The sequence below is a fragment of the Cloacibacillus sp. An23 genome, from assembly GCF_002159945.1.
Lineage (GTDB): Bacteria > Synergistota > Synergistia > Synergistales > Synergistaceae > Caccocola.
The window spans coordinates 169,696-182,385 of the sequence record NZ_NFJQ01000005.1; the positions used below are offsets into that span (position 1 = coordinate 169,696).

Below are 12,690 nucleotides of genomic sequence, written 5' to 3' on the forward strand. Positions count from 1 at the left end.
TCCACCTCTTTCTAGAACGGTATCTCCACATCTCCGGATGAATCCGGCCCGTTAAGCTCCGAGAAGTCAAGCGGGAATTCGTCTTCAAAGCCGGCCTCGTTCCTCAGGCTGCCCATGTCGGGAGCCGGCATCGCGTCGGACTGGGGAGCGCGCTGGTACTGCTGCTGCCCGCCTCCGTAGCTCTGCTGCTGGTAGCCGCCCTGGTCGTCGTCCCTGCGGCCCGAGCTGAGCAGGACGATGTTGTCGGCTACTACTTCCGTGACCCAACGGCGCTGGCCGGTCTTTATGTCGTCGAAATCGCGAACCGAAATGCGTCCCTCGACGAGAACCGGACGGCCTTTTCTGAGGTAGCGCTCGCAGACGTCCGCCTGCGCCCCCCAGACGGCCACGGGAACGAAATCCGTATGGCTCTGAAGCTCGCCCGTGACTTTATTCTTCCACTGGCGTCCTATCGCTACAGTGATGCGCGCAACCTTTTGCTTGGTCGGCGTAAATCTCACGTCGGGGTCGCGCGCCAGGTTGCCCATCAGCACGACTCTGTTGTATCCCCTAGACATAAGACTTACTTCTCCTCCAGGTTGACGACCATGTGGCGCACAACGGACTGCCTGAGGCTAAGGAGACGTTCCATTTCCTTAACCTGAGCGGGGTCGAGCTTGAACGTGTAGAGAGTGTAGAACCCCTCCAGTTCTTTTTCGATGGGGTAGGCAAAACGCTTCTTGCCCCAGAGGTCGACCTTTTCAACCTCAGCTCCCAGTCCGCGCACGATCTCAGCTATCTCGTCGGACACTGTCTTGTGATCCTCGATATCAGCCTTGAATATTACTACCATTTCGTAAGACCGCACGTACTTCACCTCCTCCCTATGGACTCTGGCCTCTTCTCTGCGGAAGAGGCAGGGAAACACAGTTTTGTATTATACACCGAGGGCGGCGCTATTGCAATTTATCCTGCGACGTGACATCGATCTTATATATCCTGTCGCCGGAGCGGACCAGATTGAACTGCTCGACCGCGAGCCGCTCTATGCCTTCCGGCGTGCTGTAGTAGCGTATGTCCTGCTTGAGCTTCTGCGTGCGCCGTTCCTCGGCGACGAGCTCCTCCATGCGCTTGTCCAGGGTCGAGGCGAGCACGTCTATCTTCTCAAGCTCTTTGAAGAAGGACGTGAGCAGCACGGCGACGAGGAACGTCACCGCCGCGCCGAATGCGACCCAGCGCAGCTTCGGAGGGTTCATCGCCGGCGGCGCGTTCCCTACATCTTCTCAGGCGCGGATACGCCGAGTATGCGGAGCGCGTTGCGAAGCGTAACGCGCGCGGCCTCCGCGAGAAGTATGCGGGACTTCATGACGTTTTCCTCCGCGCCGAGTATTCTCTGCGAGTTGTAGAAGGCGTGGAAGGCTTCCGCAAGCTCGTTCGCGTAGTAGGCCATGCGGTGCGGGGCGTATTCCTCGGCGGCCTTAGCGACTTCCTCCGGGAAGCGTGAGATAGCCTTCGCGAGGTTGAGCTCCGACGGATCCGATATCAGCGACACGTCGAGCTCTTCAAGCTTCGGCGCGGGAATGCCGCGGCTTTCAAGCTCGCGCATGATACTGCATATCCTCGCGTGGGCGTACTGTATGTAGAAGACGGGGTTTTCCGAAGAAGCCTTCTTAGCAAGCTCGAGGTCGAAGTCCACGGTGCTGTCGCAGCGGCGGATCACGAAGAAGAGTCTGGCGGCGTCGCGCCCGACTTCGTCCATTATCTCGCGCAGCGTCACTATCGTGCCGGCGCGCTTCGACATCTGCACGGGCTTGCCGTCGCGCAGGAGGTTGACCATCTGGATGAGCAGCACTTCGATGCCGTCGTCGGGGTAGCCGAAGGCTTTGTTGACTGACTTGATGCGCGGCACGTAGCCGTGATGGTCCGCCCCCCATACGTAGACGAGCCGCTCGAAGCCGCGGTCGTATTTGTTTTTAAGGTATGCGACGTCGGAGGTGAAGTAGGTCGGCATACCGTTGGAGCGGATGAGCACGCGGTCCTTGTCGTCGCCGAACAGCGTCGAGCGGAACCATAGCGCCCCGTCCTCCTCGTATGCGTAGCCGCGCTCTTTGAGAGCCTCCATAGCCGGTTCGACTGCGTTGTTGTCGTAGAGCGATTTCTCGGAGAACCAGACGTCAAACTTCACTCCGAAGTCTTCGAGGTCCTTTTTTATCATGGCGAGGACCATTTTGCCCGTCTCCTGCGAGAAGAATTCAAGCGTTTCCTCGAGCGGCTTCTGCGCGAGGCTGTCGCCGTATTTTTCGACGTAAATCTTCGCAATGTCGTTCATGTAGCCGCCCTGGTAGCCGTCCTCGGGCATCGGGGCTTCCTCCGCGCGCCCGAGAGCCTCGAAGTAGCGCGCCTGCGCGGACTTGCCGAGCAGTTCCATCTGGAGCCCGGCGTCGTTCGTGTAGTATTCGCGCTCGACGTTCCAGCCGGCAAAGTCGAGCAGGGAGGCCGTGATGTCGCCGACGGCGGCTCCGCGCCCGTGCCCCATGTGGAGCGGGCCGGTCGGGTTCGCGCTGACGAATTCGACCTGTACGCGGCGGCCCTGTCCGATGTTCGAGCGTCCGTAGCCGGCATCCTTTTCTATCGCGGTCCTGATTGTCTCGGCGACCCAGTCGGACTTGAGCGTAAAGTTCATGAAGCCGGGGCCGGCGACCTCGGCCTTTGCTATCACGTCGTTTTCCGGTATCTTAGCGATAATGTCGGCGGCGAGGTCTCTCGGCTTGAGACCGAAGGGCTTCGCGAGCTGCATGGCGATGTTCGTGGCCCAGTCGCCGTGTCCCTCCTGGCGCGGGCGCTCGGTGCGCACGACGAATCCGTCCGGCACTTCGCAGCCCTTTTCTGCGGCGGCGGCGCGCACGGCGCAGTCGAGCAGTCTTTTCAGTTCGTCAGTCATGTTCCGCATCACACAACACTCCTTATATCTCTGAGGAAGCTTTTTATTTTCTGAACGGCAGGTCGATCACCGGCCAGCGCAGGGTGGCCGCTAGCTCTTCTCTGAGAAGCTGGGCCGTCATGCCCTCGACGTCGCGGGTCTTGACCACCCACAGGCTGTCGGCGAGCAGCTCTCCGCGTTTGGGCCAGTGGGTTATCGATTCGCGCAGCACGGCGCGCGTGCCCTCGCCGAGCTGTTTCAGCGCCGGCTCCTGGAGCAGGCGGAAGCCGCCCGGCATGGATATGCGCACCTTCTGGTCTATCGTGAACGGGAAGCGCAGCGTGTAGTTCTCCTCGCGTCCTATCATTTCGCTGACGCGCATCGGGACTCCGCCTGGCAGGCGCAGCAGCATGCTTTCGCCGTGGATTATGCCGGGCGTGCAGTTGACGGAGAATTTCATGCTGTAGCCTTTTTTCTCTTCCTTTACATCCGTCGCGGTCAGGCTCATGCCGAGCATCGCGAAGTTCAGCTTTTCAAGTACGAGGCGCGAGGCGTCTTCTATCGCCGGTATTCCGCTGCCGGAGAGCAGCTCGCTCCATCCGCCCGTCACTGTGACGTCGAGCGTGCCCTGCGCCCGCCCGTTGGCGTCGAGCTTGAGCTTCCAAAGCAGCGCGAGGCGGCTGTCGGAGGCGGAGCCGTTGGATAATTTTTTGGTTTTAGGTTCGTTTTCTCCCTCTCCGTATAGCTCGGTGCCGGCTAGCGACAGCGGCACACGCCCCGGAGTGAACGGGAGGCCCGGAACGAAGTAGGACGACCTAGAAGCGCCGGGAAGCTTGAGCTCGAGGACCGGACCTTCAAAGAGCGACACGGCGGCCGGGCTCGATTCGCCGACGGGCATCTTCGGGCTCCACCATATCTTCGAGCCCCAGCCGAGCTCGGTCAGCCATTTATGGAGCAGGAAAGACTGCTCCCACGGCGTCCACGGTCCCTCGGCGGGGATCTCGCCTTTGCCGCGCACCCAGTCGATCGGATATCCCGTCAGGGTGCGTTCCGGCGTGTTGACCCACTCTATGAGGCTCATGCCGGAGCGGCGCGCTTCTTTGCCGGCCGCCTCCGGTATCGGAAGCTGCGGCACGGAGGCGGCGAGCGCGCCGGCTTCGCGCAGCGCCGTCAGAGCGCCCTCGCCCGTCGCGAAGGCGAGCATCGGGCGCTCGTTGACTACGAAGCCTTCGCCCCGCCACGGGAGCTGGTTCATAACCTTCCAGCTGTATTTGACGCTGCCGCCGCTTTTTGATTCGTCCGGCTCGCGCATGTCGCGCCCGTCCCAGAATATCTCGGTCCCCTCCGGGACTTCGACGCTGACGGTCTGCTCCCATATCGGGAGGCCGCCGGCCATGTTTACGGCGCCGCTGATGCCCTCGCCGGCGCCGCGCTTTTCACGCACGGCGACGACTACGGCCCTGCCTATCGTATCCTCCGGCACGGTCACTACGCTGACCGAGGCTCCGCCGGGGAGAGTCCTGTTCTCGACCGGGAGGTCGCCCTCCTTCATCCCCGTCATGGTGTTATACCACGCGGCCTCCTCAACTGAGACGGAGCCGCCGGCCGGAGCTGGATAGAAGAGGGTCTTCCAGTCTTCGGGCACCTTTTCGCCCATCATTATCACCATAGCGCGGAAATGCTCCGCCGAGCCGTCGGGCGAGAGCTTCGACTCGTCGCTGCGGAGCCATATTACCGCGTCGTTGCCGTCGTATATCTCCATCGACGGCACCTCGTCCTTGAGGCGCATTATCTCGCGTTCGCTGTCCCAGTCGGCGAAGGCGCACCCGGCGAAGGCGATGCACAAAACCGCCGCGAGCGCAGCCCTCACGAATTTTATTCCGCGTACGGCGCTCATGGCTATTTGTTCCTGCCGCAGCACTGTTTGTATTTCTTGCCGCTGCCGCACGGGCACGGGTCGTTGCGCCCGATCTTCACGTCGTTGACTATCGGCTGCGTCTTCTGCGCCGTCGCGGTCACGCCGGGGTTTTCCATCTCGTCGTTGTAATTGCCGGGCAGAGCCTGCGGCATCTCGAACGGATCCCGGCTTTCCTTCCAGTTCTTGCTTCTGCGCGCGTTTTCCATCTCGCGTTCCTCGTCGCGCGACACGACGGAGACGCGCAGCGCGAACTCGGTGATGCTCTCGCGCACGCGGACGAGCATCTCCTGGAACAGGTTGAATGACTCGAACTGATATTCGACGAGCGGATCTTTCTGCCCTATCGCGCGCAGCCCTATACCGCGGCGCAGCTCGTCCATAGCGAGCAGATGCTCTTTCCAGTTCGCGTCGAGAACCTCGAGGAATATGTAACGATATATCTGGGCGGAGAGCTCCGGCCCCAGCTCTTCGGTCTTCTGGCGGAAGCGCGCGCGTATCTCCTCGATTATGCGCGGGCGGGCCTCTTCGAAGGCCTGCTCGGAATCCACGCCCTCAAGGCACGCGGCTACGCCGGGCCAGAAGAGCGCGTTGAGGCGCACCGTCACGGACTTGATGTCAGGCTCATCGGCGTTCTTGTCGGCGAAGGCCTTGTCGAGCTGCGCGTTCGCCGTGTCCTCGAGTACCTCAAGCGTCCTTTCGACAATGTTCGGGTCTTCGAGTATCTCGCCGCGCTCCGCGTAAACGGCCTCGCGTTGGCGGTTCATCACGTTGTCGTAGGCCAGGAGCTGCTTTCTTATGTCGAAATGCATCTCCTCGACCTTTTTCTGCGCGTTTTCGATGGCCTTGGAAAGAAGCGGATGGTCGAGCGACTCGCCCTTCTCCATGCCCAGTTTGTCCATTATCGCGGATATCTTGTCGCCGCCGAAGAGACGGATTAGGTCGTCCTCGAGCGCGATGTAGAAGCGGCTCTCGCCCGGGTCGCCCTGGCGTCCCGAGCGTCCGCGGAGCTGGTTGTCTATGCGGCGCGACTCGTGTCGCTCTGTACCGATTATGCGCAGGCCGCCGGTGGCTATGACCTTGTCGTGCTCCTCCGCGCATATCTTCTTATATTTTTCGAGGACCTCGGCGTAGAGCTGCGGATCGTCAGCCGGGCTCTTGCCCTCCTTTTCGAGTTCCTCGCGCGCGAGGAACTCCGCGTTGCCTCCGAGCACGATGTCAGTACCGCGTCCGGCCATGTTCGTCGCGACGGTGACCGCTCCGAAGCGTCCCGCCTGCGCCACTATCGCGGCTTCCTTGTCGTGGACCTTCGCGTTCAGCACGTTGTGCGGAATCTTGCGCGCGCGCAGCAGCTTGCTTACGCGCTCCGAATGCTCTATCGAGGCGGTGCCTACCAGTATAGGCTGCCCCTTCGCGTGATATTCCGCGACCTCGTCGGCTGCCGCCGTGTATTTCTCATCGGCCGTCTTATAAACCGCGTCGGGATTGTCCTTGCGGATCATCGGCTTGTGCGTCGGTATGACTATGACGTTGAGGCCGTATATCTCCTTGAATTCCTCGGCCTCCGTCTTCGCCGTGCCGGTCATGCCGGCGAGCTTCTTATACATGCGGAAGTAGTTCTGAAGCGTGATCGTCGCGAGAGTCTGGTTCTCGCGCCCGACGCGCACGCGCTCCTTAGCCTCTATCGCCTGGTGCAGACCGTCCGAATAGCGGCGTCCGAACATCAAACGTCCCGTAAATTCGTCCACTATCACTATCTCGCCGTCCTTGACCACGTAATGCACGTCGCGCTGGAACAGGTGGTGAGCCTTGAGCGCCTGCACTATCTTGTGCGCGAGCGACGAGTTTGCGAAATCCGTGAAAAGATTAGGCAGCTTCATGATGCGCTCCGTCTTCGCGATGCCCGCCTCGGTCAGCGCGAGGTTGCGCTCCTTCTCGTCCACCTCGAAGTCCGTCCCCTTTATGAGCTCGCGAGCCACGGCGTCGGCGACGCGGTAAGGCTCGGTGTCGTCCTCCGAGGGGCCGGAGATGATGAGCGGGGTACGGGCCTCGTCAATCAGTATCGAGTCCACCTCGTCTACGATGCAGTAATTGTGTCCGCGCTGCACCTGCTGCGACTTCTGTATCGCCATGTTGTCGCGCAGATAGTCGAAACCGAACTCGCTGTTCGTGCCGTAGGTGATGTCGCACTGGTAGGCCGCCTTGCGCGCGTCGTCGGGCATGAAAGGCGATATGACGCCGACCGTCAGCCCCATGCCGCGGTAGACCGGCCCCATCCATTCCGCGTCGCGCGCCGCGAGGTAGTCGTTGACCGTTACGACGTGGACGCCCTTCTTCGTCATCGCGTTGAGCGCAACGGCGAGCGTGGCGACGAGCGTCTTTCCTTCGCCCGTCTTCATCTCCGCGATGTTGCCGTCGTGAAGCGCCATGCCTCCGATGAGCTGTTCCTTGAAGTGGCGCAGCCCGAGCGCGCGCTTCGAAACCTCCCGGACGCGCGCGAAAACATCCGGCAGAATATCGTCGAGGCTCTCGCCATTTTCGAGACGCCCGCCGAAAATCTCGGCGGAGCGGGCGAGCTCCTCGTCAGAAAGCTTCTCGACCTCCGGCTCCAGAGAATCTATCACCTGCGTCTTCTTCTCGTATTTCGCTACGGCCCTGTCGTTGGGGTCGAGGCCGAGCGCCTTTATCACTCCGTTAAGAAATCCCACTGACTCCTTCCACCTTTCGCAAAAATACGGGACGGACCCGTAAATGTCTTCTTCAATGTATCTTCAGTCCGCGACGCGCAAAGCCGAACGCGCGGACAATATTTTTCTGATAATACGCAAAGCCGGGCGGCGCGCCTGAAAAACTTCCGCCGAGGCGCAAAACCGCCGAAAATCCGCTCGCCCGCAGCCGGGCTTCCGTCTCATCAATGGGGCCGCGCACTCCCGTCCGCGCGACGCGCTACAAGGCGGCGGCCGCCAGTGCGCAAGCGTCCCCATAGTTTTTGATTATATACTTATACAAGGAAGTAAGTCAAAAAAATTATAACGCGCCGGACGAGAAAAACGGCGCGGCGTGAATGAAAAATCATCAAGCGTACAAAGCGGGCGGCACGCCGTGGAAAAGCCGCAAACGCGGCGAAAAACGAAAAATCCGTTTCTCAGCGGCGCGCCGCCGCCAGCGAAAACTCACGGACTTTTCGGCGAACCGCGGAATTTTCCGCAAATTCGCCGAAAATCCGTAAAACCAGCGGAATCCGTCCAAGCCGGCGCCGCGCGCCTGTAATCTCCGCCGGCCGCGGCCGGAGAGTTAAAGCTAAAAAAAGCGGCGGCCTGATAAAGCCGCCGCAACTCGCCGGAAATCCCCCCGCCGCCTTAATTTTCCTTTAACGAGACGTTATTGAGCTTTTCGTAATAACGTCCCAGCGCGCCGTGGTCCATCGACTCACAGCCGTCGTTGGCGAGGGCGATCATCATTTCAATAACCTGGCTTGAAAGCGGCACAGAGCAATTTAATGCGCGGCTCGTCTCCAGCACGTTCCAGAGATCCTTTATGTGGAGGTTTATACGGAACCCGGGATTATAACGCGCCTCGAACATCCTCGGCGCTTTATCCTCAAGGCACTGACTGCCGGCAAGTCCCCTGCGTATAGCTTCAAACACCTTACGCGGATCGACGCCGGCCTTTTTGGCGAGCGCCATGCCCTCCGCGACTGCGGAGATGTTGATGCCGACGATTATCTGATTGACGAGCTTCGTCGTCTGACCGGCTCCGCTCCCGCCGACAAGCGTGACAGTCGCGCCCATTTTTTCAAGCACGGGGCGCGCCTTCTCAAACGCAGCCGCGTCGCCGCCGGCCATAATGGCGAGCGTCCCCTGCTCCGCCTTTTCCTGACCTCCGCTCACCGGAGCGTCTATCATCTCGACGCCCTTTTCGTTGAGCACGGCATTAAGCTCACGGCTCACTATCGGCGATATAGAGCTCATATCTACAACTATCTGTCCTTTTTTCACGCCGTAGATGAGACCATTCGCGCCTATGGTCACTTCTCGCACATGGGGCGAGTTCGGCAGCATCGTAATAATTATTTCTCCGGCTTTCGCTGCGACGTCGGCAGGGCTGCCGCCGCGCTCCGCTCCGCATCCGCAGAGCTCGTCCGCCGCTGCGGCCGCAACGTCGTAGACGACCAGCTCATATCCGGCTTTAATAAGATTTTTAGCCATTGGGCGGCCCATGATGCCAAGTCCTATAAATCCGATTTTACCCATAACGAATACCCCCAGTTTTATGTCAGTTAATAGCCTTTGATCCTGTCGACGACGTTTTCAAGCTTTTCTCCGTTTATAAAGCGGCGCAAGTTGCTGAAGAAAATATCAAAAGTTCTGTCGATATAATTCTCTTCATCGTCGCACCCCATGTGCGGAGACATAACGAGATTCGGTGCGTCCCAAAGCGGCGAATCCGCTGGAAGCGGCTCCTGTTCAAACACGTCGAGCACCGCGCCGGAGAGACGGCCGTTCCTGAGATTCTCCATCAGCGCATCGCCGTCCACTATACGCCCGCGGCTGATGTTGACGAAGCCGCAGCCCTCTTTCATTGCGGAGAATGCGCCGCGGTCTATCATGCGATACGTCTCGTCGGTGGACGGCAGCGTTACTACAACGTAGTCGGCACGCCCAAGGGTCTCGCGTAGGCTTGAAACGTGAACAAGCTCGTCGAAATTCTCGCGCGGCGACGTGTCGATATCGACTCCTATAGTGCGGAGGCCGAGCGCCTTCGCGGCCTTCGCAGCGGCGGAACCTTGGTGTCCCGCCCCCAAAACGGCGACGGTCGAGCCTCTTATGATCGAAACAAAATGTGCGTCCCAGAAATGAGCCTGCTGGGCGCGCATGAGGCGTGGCATGTGGTTCGCAAGCATCAGAAGCGCCATCATGACATACTCGTAACTCTTCGGAGCGTGCGCGCCCCTGTTGTTCGTCAATACCGCGTCTTCCGGCAGCCAGTCGAGCGGCAGCAAATGCTCGACGCCCGCGCCGATAATATGTATCCATTTGAGATGCGGAGCGGCCGTTTTGACCTCTTCAAGCGGAAACATGTACCCTATCATGACGTCCGCGTCCGCGACTCCTTTGCGGAACTTCACGTAATCTTCGGCGTTCCAGCTCGGCGTGTTTTCAAAGCTCGTCGAAGTGCGCGTAATAGAGATATCCACCTTGTCCTTGAACTCAGGGAATCTATCGAGCGCGGCGTCTATGCGCTCCTGCGTCATGCGGAAGACTTTAAGGCTGTCCTCCGCGGTAAGAACCGTGATGTTAAGTTTCCTGTCGGTCACGTTAAAACTCCTTCTTTATATCGACGATATTCTTGAGCGGCCGCCCCGCAAGTTCGTTGCGTACGTTCTCTATCGTGAGGTCGAGCGTCAGCGGCATATAATTCACGAGGTCGTCTGAAGAAACATGCGGCGTTATCGTAAGATTCGGCGTAGTCCACAGCGGAGAATCCGCAGGCAGCGGCTCTACATCGAAGACGTCGAGTATAGCGCACGCTATATCCCCGTTTCTGAGCTTTTTGTCTAAAGCGTTCTGATCCAACAGCGCGCCGCGCGATACGTTCATAAGCCCGGCTTCTTTCGGAAGCCATCCGAGCACCTCTTCGCTGAACATACCGCGAGTCTCATCCGTTACGGGCGCGGCGATCGCAAGAAAATCCGTATCGGCAAGTTCTTCCTTCAGTCTATCAACGGTATAAACGCCCTCGCAGCACGGATGCGACTTGACGTACGGGTCTATCCCGATAACGCGCAGTCCCATGCGGTGCGCCTGGCGCGCAATCTCGCCGCCCTGACTGCCGACTCCGAAAATCACTAGTTTCTTACCTTTAATAACCGAAGTGAAAATCTGCTTCCATTCGCCGTTCCGCTGCGCAGTCGCAAGGCACGGCATACGCGAGTTGAGCATTGCGAGGAACATGGCGAACGATTCTCCGGATTTCGGAAGATGAACGCCCCTGTTGTTTATCAATGATACGCCCTCGGGAACCCAGTCGAAGGGAGCCATATGGTTCACGCCGGAGCTGATGAAGTGTATCCACTTCAACTCGGGGGCGTACTGAGCCATATTTTCAGTCGGGAATACAAAGCCGACCAGAACGTCGGCGGTCTTCATGTATCCATAATATTCTTCGAAGTCGCCATCCGTCCAGCGGTCGATAGGATCTTCCGCGCTGCTGCCTATCGTTATATGCAGCTTGTCCGCTATATCGGCGTTTCTTTCAAGAAGGGCCTTCACATGCTCTTCCGTGCCGATGAACACCTGCGACGAGCTACGGCTGTTCTCAATATGAATGTGCACTTTTCCGTTGTACATACACAAAACCTCCAAATTTACACGGTTTTAAAGCCTGTGCTAGTACGCCGGCGGCCGGATCAATCGGCGCGGACGTAGGCGGATGGCGGAAGTTCTTCGAGGCGTATCAGGGCCACGATGAAAATTTTAAGCGCCTCTTTCATCACGGGGAAATATGAAGCTTCGTTCGGAGCATGATCGGAAGCGACAAACGAAGGACGCGGCGTAAAGTCGTCGCCGGGACCGAAACCGACGGCGTTCTTAAAGCGTCTGGCGTACGTACCGCCGAACAGCGTATAGGTCTTCCCTTCGTGGCCGGAGACGTCCGAGTAGGACTCCACTAGCGTCTGTATAGGCGCGTAATCGGGCGAAATGTAGAACGGTTCGAGAACCTCGACGGCTTCAAAGCGAGCGTTGTGCTCCGCTGCGATTTTCTCAAGCGCCGCGGTAATCTCCGCTCCGCTTATGCACTCCGGATAGCGGATATTCATGTCCTGACGCAGGACTGCTCCCTCCTGCGAGATGATGCCGCCGATGCTAGTCAGCCGTCCGAGGAGCTTGCCTTCGCAGTTGATGCCGAGGCCTTCGCCGTAGCCGCTGACGTGTATCTTGTGCATAAGTTCGAGGAAGGTTCTTTCCTCCGCGTCGCAGACGTCGTTTTCGAGCAGGAAGTCCGTCAATATTCCGATTGCGTTGTGCTTCCCGTCTGGATGCGCCGCGTGTCCGCCAACGCCCTGAGCCTCTATCAGGTATCTTCCGTCTTGACGCTCTGAGACGGTGATGCCCTTCATAGGCTTGAAGCTTCTGCCACGGACGTTCACTATGCAAGAGGCGTTGCCAGGAATCGAGTTCGACGCGTTGCCGCCGGAGAACTCCGAAATGTTCTTAAAGACTGGCGCAGAGTAGAAGCCGCCGTTTGAATGAATGCCCTTTTCGCCGACGCTCACGGGGAAGTCCACGTCCGGCGTGAAGCAGAAGAGCGGCTCCGGGTTGTTTTCAAGGTAATGCGGGACGTCGTGCATGCAGCACTCCTCGTCGCACCCAAAGAGCAGGCGGAGGCCGTAGCGCAGAGGCGTGCCCCTCTGCATGAGGAAGAGCGCCGCGTAAAGCGAAAGTATCGCCGCGCCCTTGTCGTCGCAGACGCCGCGCGCGATGAGCCAGCCGTCCTTTTCCGTCAGCACATACGGGTCGGAGTTCCAGCCGTCGCCTTCCGGCACGACGTCCACGTGCGTGATGACGGCCAAATGGTCTTTCTCCTCGCCGGGAAGCTCCGCCCAGCCGACATGTCCGCCGCCGTCGTTGACGGAAAATCCGAGCCGCTGCGCTATCGCGAGAACCGAGTCGAGCGCGTTGCGCGGCCCGCGGCCGTATGGAGCGCCCTCCTCCGCCGGGCCTTTCACGCTTTTCTTAGAAATCAGCTCCGCAAGGTCGCTCAAAATATCTTTCTCATGTTTTTCAATAAACTCGTCGATTTGCTTGAACAGCTCCGTCTCTTTCATGATAGACCTCCATGCAGTCAAAGTAAAAATTTTTGTTTTAGAAAGCGC

Annotated in this window: 10 protein-coding genes; all 10 read right to left on the reverse strand. The window is 59.2% G+C overall.

Annotated elements, in window-relative coordinates; translation table 11 throughout:
* Positions 1–11: 11 nt before the first annotated feature.
* The 10 genes from ssb to B5F39_RS06500 all read right to left on the reverse strand — a co-directional run bounded on the left by ssb (position 12) and on the right by B5F39_RS06500 (position 12,642).
* Positions 12–557 carry a single-stranded DNA-binding protein gene (gene ssb / locus B5F39_RS06455; protein WP_087365130.1) on the reverse strand — a complete coding sequence of 182 codons (546 nt, stop codon included), beginning with the start codon at positions 555–557 and terminating at the stop codon, positions 12–14.
* Positions 558–562: 5 nt separating this feature from the next.
* Positions 563–907: a 30S ribosomal protein S6 gene (gene rpsF / locus B5F39_RS06460; protein ID WP_343217574.1), complete on the reverse strand. Its 345-nt coding sequence runs from the start codon at positions 905–907 to the stop codon at positions 563–565.
* A 28-nt stretch (positions 908–935) separates the two neighbouring features.
* Positions 936–1,235, reverse strand: a complete 300-nt coding sequence (locus B5F39_RS06465; RefSeq protein ID WP_087365134.1) for a septum formation initiator — start codon at positions 1,233–1,235, stop codon at positions 936–938.
* Between the two features lie 17 nt (positions 1,236–1,252).
* Positions 1,253–2,929: an arginine--tRNA ligase gene (argS, locus tag B5F39_RS06470; RefSeq protein WP_087365136.1), complete on the reverse strand. Its 1,677-nt coding sequence runs from the start codon at positions 2,927–2,929 to the stop codon at positions 1,253–1,255.
* Positions 2,930–2,963: 34 nt separating this feature from the next.
* Positions 2,964–4,796 (reverse strand): hypothetical protein, encoded by a 1,833-nt coding sequence (locus B5F39_RS06475; RefSeq protein WP_087365138.1) that lies wholly within the window; start codon positions 4,794–4,796, stop codon positions 2,964–2,966.
* A gap of 2 nt (positions 4,797–4,798) precedes the next feature.
* On the reverse strand, positions 4,799–7,522 hold the full coding sequence (gene secA / locus B5F39_RS06480) for a preprotein translocase subunit SecA (RefSeq protein WP_087365140.1): 2,724 nt from the start codon (positions 7,520–7,522) through the stop codon (positions 4,799–4,801).
* A gap of 651 nt (positions 7,523–8,173) precedes the next feature.
* Positions 8,174–9,067, reverse strand: coding sequence for a 2-hydroxy-3-oxopropionate reductase (garR, locus tag B5F39_RS06485; protein ID WP_087365142.1), 894 nt, complete (start codon positions 9,065–9,067; stop codon positions 8,174–8,176).
* A 26-nt stretch (positions 9,068–9,093) separates the two neighbouring features.
* Positions 9,094–10,131: a D-2-hydroxyacid dehydrogenase gene (locus B5F39_RS06490; protein WP_087365144.1), complete on the reverse strand. Its 1,038-nt coding sequence runs from the start codon at positions 10,129–10,131 to the stop codon at positions 9,094–9,096.
* A gap of 1 nt (position 10,132) precedes the next feature.
* Positions 10,133–11,164 carry a D-2-hydroxyacid dehydrogenase gene (locus tag B5F39_RS06495; RefSeq protein ID WP_087365146.1) on the reverse strand — a complete coding sequence of 344 codons (1,032 nt, stop codon included), beginning with the start codon at positions 11,162–11,164 and terminating at the stop codon, positions 10,133–10,135.
* Positions 11,165–11,223: 59 nt separating this feature from the next.
* Entirely contained in the window at positions 11,224–12,642 is a 1,419-nt protein-coding gene (locus B5F39_RS06500) for a Sapep family Mn(2+)-dependent dipeptidase (protein ID WP_087365148.1), read from the reverse strand.
* Positions 12,643–12,690: the final 48 nt, after the last annotated feature.